At 62.6% G+C, this 17,542-nt stretch carries 16 protein-coding genes; 5 read left to right on the top strand and 11 right to left on the bottom strand.

What is annotated here, in order from left to right:
• Positions 1-61: 61 nt before the first annotated feature.
• The 4 genes from QM596_RS07205 to QM596_RS07190 all read right to left on the bottom strand — a co-directional run bounded on the left by QM596_RS07205 (position 62) and on the right by QM596_RS07190 (position 3,950).
• Complete coding sequence (locus QM596_RS07205; protein WP_283308476.1) at positions 62-1,564, bottom strand: DUF4153 domain-containing protein; 1,503 nt, start codon at positions 1,562-1,564, stop codon at positions 62-64.
• Between the two features lie 108 nt (positions 1,565-1,672).
• Positions 1,673-2,668, bottom strand: a complete 996-nt coding sequence (locus QM596_RS07200; RefSeq protein WP_020908707.1) for a HAMP domain-containing sensor histidine kinase — start codon at positions 2,666-2,668, stop codon at positions 1,673-1,675.
• Complete coding sequence (locus tag QM596_RS07195; protein ID WP_020908708.1) at positions 2,665-3,351, bottom strand: response regulator transcription factor; 687 nt, start codon at positions 3,349-3,351, stop codon at positions 2,665-2,667. Before QM596_RS07195 ends, QM596_RS07200 begins: the two co-directional genes overlap by 4 nt.
• A gap of 65 nt (positions 3,352-3,416) precedes the next feature.
• Positions 3,417-3,950 (bottom strand): NlpC/P60 family protein, encoded by a 534-nt coding sequence (locus QM596_RS07190; RefSeq protein WP_029255974.1) that lies wholly within the window; start codon positions 3,948-3,950, stop codon positions 3,417-3,419.
• Between the two features lie 250 nt (positions 3,951-4,200).
• Between QM596_RS07190 and QM596_RS07185 the strand changes: the two genes are divergently transcribed.
• A complete protein-coding gene (locus QM596_RS07185; protein WP_283308474.1) occupies positions 4,201-5,325 on the top strand; it encodes a serine hydrolase domain-containing protein in 1,125 nt (374 codons plus the stop codon).
• A 5-nt stretch (positions 5,326-5,330) separates the two neighbouring features.
• Here the strand turns inward: QM596_RS07185 and QM596_RS07180 are convergent, their stop codons facing one another.
• Positions 5,331-6,554, bottom strand: coding sequence for an erythromycin esterase family protein (locus QM596_RS07180; RefSeq protein ID WP_141488560.1), 1,224 nt, complete (start codon positions 6,552-6,554; stop codon positions 5,331-5,333).
• Between the two features lie 107 nt (positions 6,555-6,661).
• Here QM596_RS07180 and QM596_RS07175 point away from each other — a divergent pair, with 107 nt between their 5' ends.
• Positions 6,662-7,384 (top strand): TioE family transcriptional regulator, encoded by a 723-nt coding sequence (locus QM596_RS07175; protein ID WP_019744829.1) that lies wholly within the window; start codon positions 6,662-6,664, stop codon positions 7,382-7,384.
• A gap of 4 nt (positions 7,385-7,388) precedes the next feature.
• Here the strand turns inward: QM596_RS07175 and QM596_RS07170 are convergent, their stop codons facing one another.
• Positions 7,389-8,036, bottom strand: a complete 648-nt coding sequence (locus QM596_RS07170) for a TetR/AcrR family transcriptional regulator (protein WP_283308471.1) — start codon at positions 8,034-8,036, stop codon at positions 7,389-7,391.
• Positions 8,037-8,113: 77 nt separating this feature from the next.
• On the opposite strand from QM596_RS07170, the gene QM596_RS07165 reads away from it, so the two are divergent.
• Complete coding sequence (locus tag QM596_RS07165) at positions 8,114-9,655, top strand: MFS transporter (protein ID WP_283308470.1); 1,542 nt, start codon at positions 8,114-8,116, stop codon at positions 9,653-9,655.
• On the opposite strand, the gene QM596_RS07160 is transcribed toward QM596_RS07165, so the two are convergent.
• Positions 9,555-11,837, bottom strand: coding sequence for an ATP-dependent DNA ligase (locus QM596_RS07160; protein WP_283308469.1), 2,283 nt, complete (start codon positions 11,835-11,837; stop codon positions 9,555-9,557). The two genes, QM596_RS07165 and QM596_RS07160, sit on opposite strands and share 101 nt — an antisense overlap.
• A 131-nt stretch (positions 11,838-11,968) precedes the next feature.
• Here QM596_RS07160 and QM596_RS07155 point away from each other — a divergent pair, with 131 nt between their 5' ends.
• Both QM596_RS07155 and QM596_RS07150 read left to right on the top strand, forming a co-directional pair.
• Positions 11,969-12,241 carry a WhiB family transcriptional regulator gene (locus QM596_RS07155; protein ID WP_019744832.1) on the top strand — a complete coding sequence of 91 codons (273 nt, stop codon included), beginning with the start codon at positions 11,969-11,971 and terminating at the stop codon, positions 12,239-12,241.
• A 65-nt stretch (positions 12,242-12,306) separates the two neighbouring features.
• Complete coding sequence (locus tag QM596_RS07150; RefSeq protein WP_283308468.1) at positions 12,307-13,212, top strand: ABC transporter substrate-binding protein; 906 nt, start codon at positions 12,307-12,309, stop codon at positions 13,210-13,212.
• A gap of 1 nt (position 13,213) precedes the next feature.
• On the opposite strand, the gene QM596_RS07145 is transcribed toward QM596_RS07150, so the two are convergent.
• From QM596_RS07145 to QM596_RS07130, 4 genes are all read right to left on the bottom strand, one after another.
• On the bottom strand, positions 13,214-14,869 hold the full coding sequence (locus tag QM596_RS07145; protein ID WP_283308466.1) for a substrate-binding domain-containing protein: 1,656 nt from the start codon (positions 14,867-14,869) through the stop codon (positions 13,214-13,216).
• Positions 14,870-14,989: 120 nt separating this feature from the next.
• Positions 14,990-15,421, bottom strand: coding sequence for a type II toxin-antitoxin system Rv0910 family toxin (locus QM596_RS07140; protein ID WP_003939735.1), 432 nt, complete (start codon positions 15,419-15,421; stop codon positions 14,990-14,992).
• A gap of 73 nt (positions 15,422-15,494) precedes the next feature.
• Entirely contained in the window at positions 15,495-17,132 is a 1,638-nt protein-coding gene (locus QM596_RS07135) for a monocarboxylic acid transporter (RefSeq protein WP_003939876.1), read from the bottom strand.
• Positions 17,129-17,491 (bottom strand): DUF485 domain-containing protein, encoded by a 363-nt coding sequence (locus QM596_RS07130; protein WP_003939976.1) that lies wholly within the window; start codon positions 17,489-17,491, stop codon positions 17,129-17,131. Before QM596_RS07130 ends, QM596_RS07135 begins: the two co-directional genes overlap by 4 nt.
• Positions 17,492-17,542 lie beyond the last annotated feature (51 nt).

Below are 17,542 nucleotides of genomic sequence, written 5' to 3'. Positions count from 1 at the left end.
CGCTCGCCGATTGTGCAGCCGCGCGCGATATCTGCCGTGCGGCTGCACAATCGCCCTGCGTCTATCCGGCCGTGTACATCTGCAGGCACGGCCCGACCGGGCGAGCTTCCAGGATGTCGCGCGCCTTCTCACGCGCTGCGTTGAACTCCCAGGGCGCAGTGGTACCCGGCACTCCGAATCGATATCTGCTCAAGGCACATGAACGCTGCGGTTCCGGTAGACGATCCAAGGCAGGTACCGCGTCGACGGAGAGCCCGCGTAAGTAGGAAACGTCGATGCTCTTGCCGCCCTCGAACCGCTCCACGTTCTTTTGCGCGATGTACGCATCGGGGTTGAACACCGCGAAGGCCAGCAGCGCGACGGCCGAAGTGGCGAGAACGGCTGTGGGCAGCCACTTCCCGGACATCCGAATACCTGCGACGAGCAACAACACGAACACGAAGCCCAGAAGCAGCTCTGTCGCGAAGACGCTGACCCGGAGCACCGTGAAACCGTACTGATTCTCGTACAACCACATCCGGTGCACAGCGGATGCCACGATCACCAGACTGAAGAGGCACAGTGCACCCAACAGTCCGCGGGCAAGACGCCTCGATCCAGCGTCGCGGCGGTCGATGTACCGCACTGCGACGGCGATGACGAGCAGCGTCAGCACGGTAACCGCCATGAGCTGCCAGAAACCCTCACGCGCGTAGTCCGCGTAGGTCAGTCCGTCGGTCACCTGTACGTGCTCGTCTCCCCCGAACAGCGTCTTCGTCTGTACTGCAACAAAACCGAGGAACAGCACGTTGAGCACTCCGAGCGGGACCGCCCACTCCCACATCGGCAACGGCGTCGCCGGCGCAGGTGCAAACGCGTCCACCGTCGGCGTTCTGCGACGCAGGTACACCGCAACCAGCGTGCCGAACGCCATCACGACGCCGGCAAAGATCCGTGCTCCCGGGTTCGACACCGAGATGGCAGGAGCGAAGCCGCCGAAGATCTTCGCGAACTCCGGATCCGCACTCACGAACAAAGATCCGAAAATCAGCAGGAGAAGAATCGACACTGCGCTCACGACGACAACTCGCGCCGCCGGCACCCGCGGAGCGGAGCGGGTAGCAAGTTTTCGACGACGAACGAAGTTGACCGTACGGTGGGGTGCCCGCCAGGGAGCGACCGTTCCCAGAAGTATTCCGGTCCACGTCCGCCCGCCGATCAGAGTCCACGTGAACAGAACCCACGCAGCTACGACGCAGAGGAACACCAACCACTCCGCACCGCGAACGGCGGCAACGCCCAGAAGTGCGAGCATCCCCATCGCGGCGGCCCACTGCGTCGTAGACATCCGCGGCGGCGTCAGAATCCCGAACACGATCACCACGCCGACACCGACGATCACGTACGCGATACTCACGAACCCTGGATCGAGGATCAGGGCCGCCAGCGCCCCAACGCCGCTCGCGCCGACGAGCATCGAGCGGGTGGCCATCGACGTGCGATCGGGACGCCAGAACCGGCTGGGTCGCTTGGGTTTTGCAACCGGTATCGGCGCTTTCGGCGGAATGACTATTGGAGCGCTCATGTGATCTCCCATGTTTCGGGTTCAAATTTCGGGTTCGGAACTACGGGCGAATGCCTGATGAAGGCATGCGCCATCGCGAGATCTCTCGATCTCGTTGGAAACTTTGATTCAGCTCTGCGGCAGCACTACTCGAATGCAGCAGCCCGACGGGGCATCGACGACGGCGATCCTGCCGTCATGTAATTCGACCGCCCACTTCGCGATCGCGAGGCCGAGCCCGGTACCCCCGTCGGTCGATCCGCCGCGGATGAAGCGGTCGAACACTCGCTCACGGGCTTGTGGCTCGATGCCGGGGCCGTCGTCGTGGACATCGAGCACCAACTCCCCTGCACTGCCGGTACGCACTCGGATGACAACTTTCGTGTCGACGTTCCCGTGCTGAACCGCGTTGTCCACCAGGTTGGTCACCACCTGATGGAGGCGATCCGGATCTGCTACCACGGACAATTTCGGAGGCTTGACGTCTATCTCGATGTCGCCCGCACTCACACTCGACAGCTCACGTAGGAACGGCTCGACCTCGAAACGGCGGCGCTTCAACGGCATGGCGCCACCCTCGAGTTTCGAGAGGTCGAGAAGGTCGGCCACCAGCGCTCCCAGTCGTTCCGTCTGCCGCAACGCCGATTTCATCATCGCCGGATCCGGTTCTTCGACACCGTCGACGACGTTTTCGAGCATGGCTTGCAAAGCGGTGATGGGCGTCCGTAATTCGTGGGAGACGTTGCCGATCAACTCGCGGCGGTACCGGTCGTCGGCCCCGAGGTCCTCGGCCATCCGATTGAACGCATGGGCGAGTTCGCCTACTTCGTCGCGGGAAGTCGCTCGTACCCGCCGCGAATAATCGCCGCGCGCCATCGCCTTCGCCGCGGCTGTCATCTCGCGAAGCGGTGACGTCATTCCGTGTGCGAGCACTTGTGTAACTCCGAGAGCGACAACCAACGCCGTCAGGAGAGCAAAACGAAATGGTTGTTGCGACGTCAGCCAGAAACCGCCCGCGGCGAACAACAACGCTGCGACAACCAGGAGGCCGACCTTCACTTTGAACGATCGCATCGGGTCCAGCGGCCGCGGCCACCGTGCAAAGAGTCGGTCGACGCCGCTCATCGCGGCACGTCCCAGGCGTACCCGACGCCGTGAACGGTCCGGATCACGGAAGGTCCGAGCTTGCGTCGTAGAGCCTTGACGTGGCTGTCGACGGTCCGACTACCCGCTCCCTCACCCCAGCCCCAGATCTCCTCGAGCAGCGACTCCCGCGGGATCGCCGCTCGCGGCCGCTCCGCCAGGTAGGCGATGAGATCGAATTCGGTGCGAGTCAGGTGGACTTCCTGCGTATCACGACGCACTCGACGTTCGGTCAGGTCGATCACGACGTCGCCGAACTCGAGCAAGTCGGCCACCGGGCGAGCAGCGTGCTCCGCACGATCAGCGCGCCGAAGCAATGCCTGAACACGGGCGACGAGGACACGCATGCTGAACGGCTTGCTCAGATAATCGTCGGCCCCGACGCCGAGACCGATCAGCATGTCGGTTTCATCGGCACGAGCGGTCAACATCAGCACGGGCACCGGGCGCACGGCCTGGATGCGGCGGCAGACTTCGAGGCCGTCGAATCCCGGCATCATCACGTCGAGCACCACTAGGTCGGCGTCCATCTGCTCGCAGCGGGTCACAGCACTGGGACCGTCGAATGCCAACTCGACGTCGTAGCCCTCGGCACGCAGCCTCGCTGCGATGGACTCGCAGATACTGACCTCGTCGTCGACCACGAGCACTCTTCGCTGACTCATGGAACTGACTGTATTCGGCCCTCGTGGATGAACCTGGGAGGACTTGTGAAGGTTCTGTGCAGGTTCTAGAACCTGCGGATGTTGTTGATCGGCAGATCCGCCAGCGGCGTCAGTCCGGTCGGAACACCAACTCCGTAGGCGTTGAACACCATTCCGAATCCGGCGTAGATGCCGACGTGCGTCGCACCGGGGTAGAAGGTGATGACATCGCCGGGCGCGAGGGCCCACCGAGGAACCGGCTGTCCGACGTTGGCCTGCTGTTGGCTGGTCCTTGGCAGATTCACTCCCGCCTGCCGAAACGCCCATTGCACCAGCCCGGAGCAGTCCCACGAGTTCGGCCCGACTCCGCCCCATTGGTAGGGCTTTCCGGTCTGAGTGCTCGCTGCTGCCAGCGCGATCAGGCCTGCCGGACTCGGAATGGGGAGGGCGGCTGATCCGCTGCTGATGCTTCCTGCGCTTCCCAGGCTGCCGGAGCTCCCGCTACTGCCGCCGCTACCGAGGCTCCCCGGGTCGGCCGAGGCGGGGGCAGCGGAGAGCAACAGGACGCTTCCGGTCAGCAGAGCAGCGACCGTTCCCGTGCGGAGTGTCGACTTCTTCATGCATCCGTCCTTCGTGGGAGTCGTTTCGGCGCGCGGCAGCGCACCTCGATAGCCGTGAACTGGTAAGACACGTGAAAACAAACACTTCGTTCGGATGTTAACGGCGTAGACGTGGTGTTCGGACAGGAATCATTGATCCCATTTGTCGGTTTTCGACAAACAGGCCTTACGTCCCGGCCTGGCAAAGATCAGGGAATGATCGGGGATTTCCTGGATCCGTCGGAGCCGGCGGATCCCTAGATTCGAAATCATGCGCTCATACGTCCTTGTCGCCGCGGTCATCATCGGAGCCACCACGGCGCTGATCGGTTGCTCGACGCTCCAGCGCGCAGTGGAGATTCAATCGGATCTCGACGGACTCACCAGGTCGGGTGTCGTCGGGTCGATCGCAACACTCGACGACGGCACCACGACGGCTGTCATGACCAGCGGCGTACCCAATCGGACCAACGGCGATTCGATCGGCAAGAATGATCGGGTCCGGATCGGAAGTGTGACAAAGACATTCACCGCTTCACTCGTCCTGCAGTTGGTGGCCGAAGGCAAGGTCGACCTCGACGCACCGATCGAGCAGTACCTCCCGGGCCTACTGCACGGCAGTGACATGGACGGCAGTGACATGGACGGCAGTGGCACAGACGGTAGCGCAATCACCGTGCGGCAACTGTTGCAACATCGCAGCGGCCTACCCGAGTTCGCCGGAGAACCCGGCGCCGACGAATGGATTGCCGCAAACGAGGACCGAACGCTGACGCCGTCCGCCGCGGTCGCCATCGCCCTCGGCAAACCGGCGCAATTCGTCCCCGGAACGTCGTTCGTCTACACCAACACCAACTACATCGTTCTCGGAATGCTCGTCGAATCGGTGACCGGCCGCAGCTACGCCGACGAACTTCAGTCTCGGATACTCGACCCGCTGGACCTGGAAGACACGTACCTCCCGGCAGCCGGTGAGCGCGACATCAGGGGCGATCACCTGACGGGCTATCAGGATCTCGATGGTGGCCTGACCGATGTTTCCCGCACGGAACCGTCGATCCCCTGGTCTGCCGGAGCGATGGTCTCGACAGGCACAGACCTGAACGCCTTCTGGCGTGCGCTACTCGACGGGCAGGTGGTGCCGGCCGAGCAGCTTGCCGAGATGACCACCCTTCAGGTCGGCGCCACCGAAGCCGAGGGGCTCGGGTACGGGATGGGCGTCGGCGCCACCGAACTTCCCTGCGGCGTCACCTATACCGGCCACAGTGGCGGGATCTACGGGTACTACACGCTGTCCGGTGCGACGCCGGATCGTGCGTTCACCGTGACGCTGACGTCGACGCCGAAGGACCAGCCGGACACCGTCGCGATACTCTCGCACGCGCTCTGCCCCTGACGCTGTTACCAGTACTGATGACGCTGCCCGTCGGTATCCGCGACGAAGATGACCGCGTCGGCGCCGTCCAACTCCGAAGGTTTCAGCGGCAGATGCCCTGGCAGGATCGCTTCTCCCGCGGTGATCGACGGGCCGAGCGCGGCTCGCAGGGCCGGAGTCGAGAACAGGGCACGCCGACCGGTCGCATCGGCCAACGCTCCCTGAAGCGTGCCCGGATCACTGTCGGGGTTGGCGTCGGTTGCCAAAAATACGTAACGCTCCCCGAGGAGAAGTCCGACAAGTGAGCCGGCGCTCCCCCAACTGACCACGTTGCCGTTGACCGGCATGTCGGACGGCATTCGCAAGAGATGGGCATTGTGTGCGAACAGCAGGCTAGGCCCGCGTCGCTGCTCCTGGGCGATGACCGCCAGCAGGTTCTCGGCCATCATCTCGGCACGCAGACTGAGCAGTGTTCCAATGCGATCAGGAGCGGAACTCGCCATCGCGGAGTGATACCGCAAGAGCCCCAGAGCGGTGCGTGAATGTGCAAGGGCCAGGTCGTACCCGGCAGGGTCGGCGGGTCGCAGCACTGGTGCGGCGCGCCGAAGGACGCTGCCGAGGTCGTCCGCAATGATGCGCAGGGCGCGAGCATGATCGGAGTTGCCGACGGACGCAGCCGGATCGAACATCGCCGCCGGGTTGGTCCAGTCGGCGTCCTGCCCCAGGAAGAGGTCGGCGTCGTCGAGAGATTGTGGCCGCAACGCGGCGGGCAGGAAGTCACCTGCCGCAGACAGTGCGCGGCGCGGGCTCGGTGCACCGGAGTACTCCACCGGAGCGTCGAAGCCGTAGAAGCGAACTCGGTCAGCCGGAGCGCGACCGTCGTTGTACTCGCGTAGCCATTCGACGAGTTCGCGGTTACCCGGTACCGCACCGAATCCGTGGCTGAAGCCTGTGGCGAGCACCTTCTCGATGTCCGCCTCTCCCCCGTTCACGTAGCCGTCGACAAGCAATGCCGCAAAGGCATCTGTTTCGAGCACGATCGACCGATATCCTCGTTCGACCAGTTGGCCGAGAAGTTCGTTGCGCAGCAACGGAAAAGCCTTGATCCCATGAGTCGGCTCGCCGAGAGCGAGCAGAGCCGGCACCTCGGTTCGTGCTGCGAGCACTTCGTCGACGGCACGACCAAGACTTGCCGCGTCTTCGAGTTGGCGGCCGAACTCACTCAGCGCTGGGGCAGTGGACATGATCATCCCTTTCGAAGGTGGACTGCCTTCGAAAGTATCGTTGAAGATTCGAGTGAAACTTTTACAACAATTACCTGGGGTATACCGTGAAAAGCCTCAATCGGAGGTGATCAGTGCGGCCCATCGACCTTGCCCGTGAACACGGGTTGTCCGCACAGGCGATCCGCAATTACGACGACGCCGGCGTCCTTCCTCCGACCGATCGCAGCAACGCCGGCTACCGGCGATACACCCCAGTGCACGCGCAGGCCCTGCGAACTTTCCTCGCATTGCGCGGCGGTCACGGCCACCAGCGGGCCACGGAAATCATGCGTGCGACCAACCAGGGCGACACCGAGTCCGCCTACCGCCTGATCGACAGTGCACACGTGACACTGCTCGCCGAGCGAGGAACTCGCACCGAGGTAGCCGCAACGCTGGGGACTCTGTCCACCATGGCACCGGCACTGGTCCACGGTCCAGCGCTGACGGTCGGTGAGCTCGCGCGCCGTCTCGGCGTTCATCCGGCGACACTGCGCACGTGGGAAGAGCACGGCATCCTGCACCCCGAGCGCGAACGAGCAACGGGTTATCGCGAATACGGTCCGGAGTGTGTGCGCGACGCCGAGATCGCGCGGCAGCTGCGGCGCGGCGGCTACCGACTGTCGCAAGTCGCCCAGTTTCTCGATTCGCTGCGCGAGGCCGGCGGAGCGGACTCATTGGCAGCGTTCCTCGAATCCTGGCAAGACCGGCTGACCACACGCAGTCGCAACCTTCTCGCCGGCGCGGCTCAGCTCGATGCCTATCTCACGATGCTGGATCAGACCTCGCCTGGTTGCCGATCAGCAAACGGTTGAGGCGTCAGTTCACAAGCCGCGCAAGGCTCCTCACCATCTCACCGACGGTGTCGGTCGACGGCCACGGGAATTCCGGGAGATCGGCCCGCAACATCACCCGTCCGTGCAGCGAAGTCCAGATCGATACCGCATCGACAAAAGTGTCTGTGCTGGCGGACCTCCCAGCGGCGACGCACGCGTCGAGGTTGGTCACCAGCGTGTTGAAGGCGGCCAGTCCTCGCGTATCCGATTGTGGTGACTGACCTTTCGGCCTGGACCACCCGAACAAGACCCGATACCGAGCGGGCTCGGAAATGCCGAACTCGACGTATGCCGAGCACCCGGCATACAGACCCTCGACCGGGTCGGGGTGTGCGGAAACGGCGTCGGCCACGGCGAGATGCAACTGCTCCAGCGATTCGGAGACCACCGCTTCGACAATGGCATCGCGATCGGAAAAGTGTCCGTAGATAGATGGTGCGGATATCCCGACTTCGCGAGCGACTGATCGGAGCGTCACCGCCTGATCCGATCCGGTGCGGGCGATGAGCGTCGCCGCTGCGGCGACGATCTCTCCGCGGAGCCGTGCGCCGCTTCCTCTCGGATTTCGGGCGCGAGTACTCCGAGAACCACTCGTCCCAGTTTCATCGGCATCTTCGGAAACATCACTCACCCGACAAACTTTACACATGTAAGGCGAGGGGGTACGTTCTCATCACTAAACATTCGTAAGGTTACATTCGTAAGGACATGATGAATTCCCTCGAACCCACTGACCGGCGACGATGGGCAGCACTGGGCGCCCTCTGCACATCCCTCGTCGTAGTCACGATCGACAACACCATCCTCAACACCGCTATCCCGACCCTTGCCCGCGAACTGCGGGCGACCACCGTCGACCTGCAATGGATCACCAACGCATACACATTGGCGTTCGCCGCCCTGCTCATCACGGCAGGTGGACTCGGCGCGAGATTCGGTCACCGTCGGATACTTCTGACCGGCCTCACCTTGTTCGCTCTCGGGTCAGCCTTCGCTGCCCTCTCTCACACGTCGTTGCAGCTGATCGGCTGGAGAACAGTGATGGGGGCAGCCGCCGCACTGGTCATGCCGGCGACGCTGTCACTTGTCGTCTCGATGTTCGCCCCGCACGAGAGAGGCCGGGCAATAGGAATCTGGTCTGCAACCGCCGGACTGGGAATCGCGATCGGCCCCGTGGCCGGTGGCGTACTTCTCGAACATTTCAGTTGGGGAAGCGTCTTCTGGATAAACGTCCCACTGGTCGCCGTTGTGATAGCCGCGACGGTTTCTCTTGTGCCCTCAGCAGGAGGAATGGTCAAGGGTTCCTTCGACACCCCCGGACTCCTGTTGTCCGCCGGCGGACTGGCTTTGATCGTGGATGCCCTCACCCAAGCAAGCCTTCGCGGATGGTCGTCGCCCATCACGGTGCTGGAGATCGTCAGCGCAACAGCACTTCTCGCCGGGTTCGTCTGGTGGGAGCTGCGGGCCCCGGCGCCGATGACAGACGTGCGCATCTTCACCAGCCGAGTGTTCAGCATCTCCAATGCCATCTTGGCCGCAACGTTCTTCGCCTTGTTCGGTGTTCTCTTCACGTACACGCAATACCTCCAATTCGTTCGCGGTTACGGTCCATTGGTTGCCGGCGTCGGTGCAGTTCCGTTTGCACTGGTGATGGCGGCTGTCGCCTCCAGCAGCGATCGTGTGGTGGGCCGACTCGGGGTGCGCAGTTCGATCGCGGGCGGCCTCGCGGTCATGTCCGTGGGACTGTTGGTCTTGTCGATCGCCGCGGGTAGGTACGCACCGTTCGGGGTCCTGGCTGCGATCATGGCACTGGTTGGCGCCGGGATGGGGTCGGTCATGGCTCCGGCAACAACTGCGTCGATGTCGTCGGTTGCGCCCCAGCAGGCTTCGATGGCGAGTTCGATAAACAGTGTCGTACGGGAATTGGGTGGAGTTCTGGGCGTCGCCGTCGTCGGGACAGTCGTAGCAACGGTTTTCCGGTCCCGCTTCGAACCCGGAGTCGGCACTTCCACAGTCGATCTGGCGCAGATCCACGCCGACGCTACCCCGGTGAGCATTGTGGCCGAGGCAGCGAATCAGGCTTACACTTCGGCGATGTGCATGGGGATCCAGATCTGTGCCGCAGCAGCGTTCCTCGGTGCGTTAGCCGTTATTGCCTTGTTTCCCGCACCACGTCGCCCGGCTTCTTGTCCTCCCGCAGACCCCGCCAACTCGGATGGCGAAGGCGTCCGGTCGCCGTCCAATCCATGAACCGCGCCTCACCGACGAGTTCAGGCCTCACCCACACCGCACCCTTGCGGTCATCTGCTGGAAGTTCCGCCTCGAACGGACTTTCCTTCTGACGCAACGGTTCCAGCAACGCAAGCAGTGACTCCAAATCACGATCACTGAAGCCGGTACCGACGCGTCCCACGTAGGTCAATCCATCCTCACCCGGAATTCCCATGAGCAGCGCCCCGATCCCTTGCGCTCGATTGCCCTGCCCGGTGCGCCACCCACCGATCACCGCCTCTTGGGTGCGCCAGTTCTTCACCTTGATCCAACTCGACCCCCGCCGCCCTGGAAGGTAGACCGATGCACGACGTTTGGCGACAATCCCTTCCCACCCGGCATCGGTGCTCACCTCCAAGGCGTTCTCCGCCGTGCCCTCGATCTGCGGTGGTACCTCGAGCTCACCGACCTTGCCCGCCAACGCATTCAACACGGTGCGGCGATCCGAATAGGACTTCCGCAGCAAAGACACTCCGTCGAGGTACAGAAGATCGAAGGCCAGGAACACCGGTTCCCCACCTCGCTGGAGGAGGCCGAAATCTGTAACTCCCGCGTCGTTGTATGCCACCACCTCACCGTCGAGAACCACGTCATGACCGTCCAGCACCGCGGCCAACCCGGCAAGGGCTGGATAGTCCCGGGTCTTGTCGTTACCCGCGCGACTGCGAAGCGACATTGTGCCCGAATGATATTCGAGAATCACTCGAATCCCGTCCCACTTTCCTTCGAAGGCCCACTCCTGCGGGTCGAGACCTTCGAGCTTTCCAGCGGTGGCAAGCATCGGCTCGAGATTCTTGGGAAACTCCGTTCCGAAACTCGCGTTCTGATCCTTCATCAGATGCATCAACCACTGATCACCCTTTGTCCGGATCAGCGCGAAGCGTCCCTGCACCCGCTCCCCACTCAAGCGCACGATCACCTCGTCTTCACGCCACTTCTCGGTCTCGTATGTCCCGGAATCCCAGATCGTCATCGAACCGCCGCCGTACTCCCCTTTCGGAATCGTGCCCGAGAATGTGGCGTATTCGAGCGGATGATCCTCGGTGTGCACGGCCAACCGATTTTCTCCGGCACTGGTCGGCACACCCTTCGGGACTGCCCAGGACACGAGCACACCATCCCGCTCGAGACGAACGTCGTAATGCAATCGTCTGGCGTGATGTTCTTGAATCACAAAGGTATTGCCCGCTGTCTCCTTGTCCACTGCAGCAGGGATCGGCTCCGGAGTCCGGTCGGCCGACCTCTTGTTGCGGTAGTGCGTCAACGTATCGGCTACAGACGCCGAGACCGGCGGATCCAGATCGCCCAGCAGATCACCGTCGGATTCGACGCGCTCCAGAACCTCGTCGAACAGCAGGTGGCGCAGTTTCGGATCGTCGAGTTCGTCCCAACTGCGCGGCGCGGCAACATAGGGTTGATCGCGACCACGCATCGAATACGGCGCAATGGTGGTCTTGGCTGCGTTGTTCTGACTCCAGTCCACGAAGATCTTGCCTGCCCGGACATTTCGCGCCATCGTCGCGGTGACGAGATCCGGGTGAAGCTTCTCGAGCCCGGTGGCGATCTGCTTGGCGACAGTCGACGCACCACTGCCGTCCAACGCTCGATCCAATGGAACGTAGAGGTGGATTCCCTTGCTACCACTGGTTACCGGATAGGCCGTCCACCCCAGAGTTGCGACCAGATCTCGAATCGACCTCGCCACCTCGGCGCACTCGGTCAATCCGACACCCTCACCCGGGTCGAGATCGAATACCAGTCGTGTCGCCGGACCACGCTCGGAACCGTCGAATCGCCATTGGGGAACGTGTAATTCGAGTGCCGCCTGTTGCCCCAGCCACGCCAGGGATGCAACGGAATCGAAAATCGGGTAAGTGACGACGCGATCAGAATGTTGCAGCGACGCACGCGTGAGCCACTGAGGGGCAGACGACGCCAGGTTCTTCTCGAAGAAGGACTGACCGTCCACACCGTTGGGCCAACGCTTACGAGTACCAGGTCTACCGACGACATGTGGAAGCATGACTGCGGCGATACGGGTGTAGTAGTCGATGACTTCGGCCTTCGTGGTGCCGCTCTCGGGGTAGAGGATCTTGCCCAGATTGGTCACGGACACGGTTGTGCCGTCGAGAGTGATCTGACCCCGATCCGTCGTTGCCATTTCCTCATTGTGCTGGATAGCGCTGTGTCTGGATAGCGCTGCGTCTGGCAGTAGAAATCTGATGGATCGGAAACCTGCCGCTGCGCCAGGCCACGGGCAAGACTGGATTCTCGATGGGAGAGGAGACCACGATGACAGTTCGCAGTTCCGTGGAGCCGTTGGTGGACAACAACTGGCGGATGTTCGCCACCTGTAAAACAGTGGACCCGGCGGTGTTCTATTCGCCGGGTGAAGAGCGCGGACGCAATCGGGCTGCACGGGAGAGTTCCGCGAAGCAGGTGTGCTTCCGCTGCCCGGTCATTCGGGACTGCCTGACCTTTGCACTCGAGACCGCTGAACCGCACGGAGTCTGGGGTGGGACGACACCGTCGGAGCGCCTTGCACTGCGACGCTCAGCTGCGTGAACTCCGCTCACACGAGACCCCCGTCACGTCCAGACCGGACAAACAGGCAAGATGGCCTAGTGCCTATGACACGACGCGCAGTTGCCGTGACCGCGATCTTCGCTTCCTCGATCTTGTTGGGCTCGTGTTCGTCGCAGCCGGAGGCACCTGCGGCAGCAGACACCACCACCACGGTTCCCGAGGCGTTCACCAAACTTCCCTCGACCACCGCAGTGGACAAGTGCGGACCCCAGAGCGGGACCACCCTCGAAGACGGTGTCCTGACCATCGCCACTGACTCACCGGCGTACGCGCCGTGGTTCGTCGACAACGATCCGTCGAACGGCAAAGGCCTCGAGGGTGCGGTGGCCCGGGCGGTCGTCGACAAGCTCGGGTACAACACCGACCAGGTTCGCTTCACTACTGTCGCCTTCAACGACGCATTGAAACCAGGCCCCAAGGATTTCGACTTCGACGTCAATCAGTTCACGATTTCCGGGGATCGCCGCGCGAACGTCGACTTCAGCTCGCCGTATTACGCAGTGGCGCAGTCGGTGATCGCCTCACGCGGAAGCAAGGCCGCCGGTGCAAAGAATCTTGCGGATCTGGCCGGCTACCGTTTGGGCGCTCAGACCGGTTCCACCAGCCTCGCGGCGATCACCGACACGATTGTTCCGACCACTGCGCCACGCGAGTTCGCGACCACGGACGACGCGAAAGCTGCGCTGGCCGAGGGCGAGATCGACGCATTGGTCGTCGACATCCCGACCGGATTCCACATCACCGAGAACGAACTGCCCGGGTCGGTCATCGTGGGTCAGTTTCCGCGGCCCAACGCAGTCACCGAATTCTTCGGTTTGGTGCTCGAGAAGAACAGTCCGCTGACCGAGTGCGTCTCCGCGGCAGTCGATGCGCTCTACGCCGACGGAACCCTCGAGAAGCTCGCAACCGAATGGATTACCGACAGCGCCGACGCACCCGTTCTCGAGTAGTTCAGCCGGCGCGCCCACTGATCGCGCCGACGAAGACCTTCGGGATGTCTGCCGGTGTCGGAGCGAAGTGACTGTTACCGCCGGTGAGAGTCGAAATCTGCTCGAGCACATCGGTATCGGCATCATCGGTGACACCGATGGTGATGATCGGTACCGGCCGCGTCGGGTCCTGCTCGCGAGTCAGGGTGTCGAGAAGTTCCTGCAGGGCGATACCCGACGGATCGTCGTTGGCACCGTCGGTAAGCAGAATCACCGAATTGATCGAGGCCGGATCGTAGGACTGTTGCATGGACCGATACGCGGCGAGAACGCTGTCGTACAAACCTGTTCCGCCGCCGACGATCGAAGAGAGGTTGTCGATCCGAGACAGCAGTTTGCTCCGATGATCCGTGCCACCTTCAGTTGCATCCATACGGGCGACAGGTTCGAGTTCGCGGTAGTCCGTCCCGTCACCGAGGTCTACGGAGAACGCCCAGAGACCCAATTGTGCGTTGGCAGGAAACATTCGGATCGCGATGTCACCGGCCTGCGCCGTCGCGGCCATTCGAGTGACCCCGTCCTGCATGTAGTCCATGGGCCCCGAGACGTCGACAACTGCCAGCGCGCGGGAAGGCCTGGACAGAATCTCGTACCGCGCAAGCGCTTTGGTGACCACAGACGGATCGGACGGCACCAGCGAGCCAACCTGTCCCACTCCACCGGCGACCGGTGGGGCCTGATCCGCGCCGCGGAACCCGAGGCCGGCAAGTACGGAACGCCCGGTGTCCGATGCCAGCGCTGCCGCCAGCAGTTTGCCGGCGTCGTCCGCCGCCGACGAGTCTGCACCCACACTTGCCATCGGGTAGTCCATGAAGACCGAACCGGACGACGGTACCGACGCGGTGAGTCGACTGTCCGCATGTGCGGCGAGATAAGCCTCGAAGGTCTGCTCGGTAGTCACCGCGGTTCCACCGGACGCGTCCACGGTTTGGATGCGCCCGGTCGAACCGGTTTCCTTCAGATTTCCGTACTGCGCTTGTGCCACCGGCACCAGGGCTGCCGAAATGGATGTGAGGTCCCCGCCCCGCGACTGGGTCTCGGCAAAGGCCGCCACGATCGGCGCGCTGGAGACGGCACTGGTCAGGGGATCGCCGATGTGCAGCGATGGAGCGCCGAGGACATCCGTCCATGCGCCGGGTGCCTCGGTACCCGGCGCAGAGACGGCGACAACCGGGGTGGAGGCGACCGAGTTACTGATCCGGCGAATCTCCTGCCCGCTCGCCGAAACCTTGTCCAGCCATTCGCTCGAATCAGGGATCCACAGTGCGGGCGCCGTACCGTCGGCGATCGCCGCGACGGTGAGCACGGGATCTTGCGGCGTCACGCTGAGCGAGCTGCATCCGAGATCCGCGGCGGGGATGGCAGCGGCGACAGCTTCGAGTCCCGAGGCGATCGACGGATCGGCCGCCACGGTCACGGTTTCCGGGTTGTCACAGTTGGTTGCCGTCGCAGCTGCAGCGGCGCCCGCACCGAGTTCTCCCTTGTCGCTGACGCTTTTGAACGTCACGGCGAATGCTGCCGTTCCACCGACTGCAACTACCGCCAAGAGTCCGATCAGAACCTGCACGGATCGAGGCATGGACGCAGGTGGTGCGCCGTACCCATGACGAGACGACATTGATCGAATCCTTTCCGGCGGGACCCGCATCAATAACCAACTGATGCCCGGTTTATCCCGCCGAAAAGAATCCTAACTCATGTTAGCGGTGAAGTAGCTCTATGTGGAAATCTCCACAAACTAGGTGTAGATCTGGACAAACTGGGCCAGTGACTTCTCCACATCGCCTTTGAGCGCCCGCGCCACACTCGAACCGATCGGGCCGAACAACGGCGCGCCGCCCAACTCGACTGTCAGCGCGAGTTCCGACCCGTCGCCCTTTGCCTTCACGTCGAGTTCGAGACCGAGCTTGACCCCGCCCTTGCCGTCTCCCTTGAGTGAGATCGCCTTCGGGACGTCGTACTTCTTGATGGTCCACCGAACACGGTTGCGCAGGCCTTTCACCGTCACGACCGAGCTGATCTCGGTGCCGACACCCAATTGCTCGGGAAGTTCACTGCGCCATCCGTCGTGAACCACGAGCCAGTTTTCGTAGCCGCTGAGATCGGAGGCCTTGTCCCACACTTCTTGAGGAGGAAGCGGGACGTCGATTTTCACTGTGAGCTTTGCCATGGCAGAACAATAAGCCCCGTGCGCTTTTTCCGTAACCAGAGGTACCAGAAAGACGCACGGGGCTTTGCCCCTCTTAGTGGCTGACAGCCTTTTCGACGCCGACGCCGGTGAGGGAGCGAACTTCCATCTCCGCCTGCTTTGCCGGATCTTCGATCTTGTTGCGTCCGATGTACGTACCGACGATGCCGAGGACGAATGCCAGCGGGATCGAGACGATGCCGGGGTTCGAGAGCGGGAACCAGGCGAAGTCGGAGTTCGGGAACATCGACGACGGCTTGCCCGACACTGCCGGGGAGAACACGATCAGCGTCAAGCAGCTGACCAAACCGCCGTAGATGCTGAAGAGCGCACCGGTGGTGTTGAACTTCTTCCAGAACAGCGAGTACAGCAGGGTGGGCAGGTTCGCCGAGGCCGCCACTGCGAAGGCGAGGGCCACCAGGAAGGCGATGTTCTGCCCCATCGCCATGATGCCGAGAACGATGGAGACGAGTCCGATGACCACGACGGTGATTCGAGAAACTCGAACCTGCTGCTCCTCGGTTGCGTTGCCGCGCTTGATGACACTGGCGTAGATGTCGTGAGCGAACGACGCCGAAGCAGTGATCGCGAGACCGGCAACGACGGCGAGGATGGTCGCGAACGCCACCGCGGAGATGATGCCGAGGAAGATGGTGCCACCGAGCTCGAAGGCGAGCAACGGAGCGGCCGCGTTCTCCTTACCTGGCGCTGCCAAGATCTTGTCCGGTCCGACCATGCTGGCCGCGCCGTAGCCGAGAACCAATGTGAAGAGGTAGAAGGCACCGATCAGCGCGATCGCCCAGGTCACCGAGCGGCGAGCTTCCTTGGCAGTGGGCACCGTGTAGAAGCGCATCAGCACGTGCGGCAGGCCCGCAGTGCCGAGCACCAAAGCGATTCCGAGAGAGATGAAGTCGAGCTTCGTCATTCCGGAAAGACCGTACTTGGCACCGGGTCCGAGGATGTCTCGTCCCTGCACACCCTTGGTGGTGGAACTGTTGACCATGTCCTGCGCATTGGCGAGCAACTGAGAGAAGTTGCCGCGCACTGCCCACAGAACGAGTACGAACATGATTCCGGCTCCGGCAACCAGCAGAACTGCCTTGACCATCTGTACGTAGGTGGTGCCCTTCATGCCGCCGACCAAGACGTACACGATCATCAGCACACCCACGATCGCGACGACGATCGACTGTCCCACCTTGCCGTCGATGTTGAGCAGCAGGGCGACAAGTCCACCGGCGCCGGCCATCTGGGCAAGAAGGTAGAAGAGGGAAACGGCCAGGGTGGACAGGGCTGCCGCCATGCGCACCGGACGCTGCTTGAGCCTGAAGCTCAGGACGTCGGCCATCGTGAATCTGCCGGTGTTCCTGAGCAATTCGGCGACCAGGAGCAATGCAACCAACCAGGCGACAAGAAATCCGATGGAGTACAGGAAGCCATCGTAGCCGTACACGGCGATCGCACCTGCGATACCGAGGAACGATGCCGCCGAGAGGTAGTCGCCGGCGATGGCGAACCCGTTCTGCGGGCCGGTGAACTGCCCACCGCCGGTGTAGAAGTCGGACGCCTTCTTGGTGGTCCGGCTGGCGCGGATGACCAGCGTCATGGTCACGACGACAAACGCGAGGAAGATCGCGATGTTGAAGGCGGGGTTTCCTACGTCCGTTCCGGACGCGGCGAGTGTGGTGATCACTGTGCGGGACCTTCCAGTTCTTCACGGATGGCGGCGGAGCGGGGATCGAGCTCACGACCGGCGAACTTCACGTACCACGCGGTGATGGCGAAGGTCGTGACGAACTGCCCGAGGCCGAGGATGATGCCGAGATTGATGTTGCCGAGGACCTTGGTGGCCATGAAGTCGTGGGCATAGGTAGCCAGGACGACGTACACCGCATACCAGAGCAGGAAGAATGCAGTGATGGGGAAAACGAACTTGCGCAGACGCGTTCGGAGTTCCTGGAATTCGGGACTCGCTTGCATGTCTATGAATGCCTGGGCATCCGGGGTACGTCGCTCTTGCGGCGACCCCTCACTGATTTCTGCTGTGGACACTGCCGGCTCCTCGCCTCGCGTGTGAAGTGAACTACGCACAGACGTTAGTGA

Source organism: Rhodococcus sp. IEGM 1406, from assembly GCF_030056745.1.
Classification (GTDB): Bacteria; Actinomycetota; Actinomycetes; order Mycobacteriales; family Mycobacteriaceae; genus Rhodococcus_F; species Rhodococcus_F erythropolis.
The sequence above is the reverse complement of the archived record's forward strand: the minus strand, read 5'-3'. Positions and strand labels throughout refer to the sequence as shown.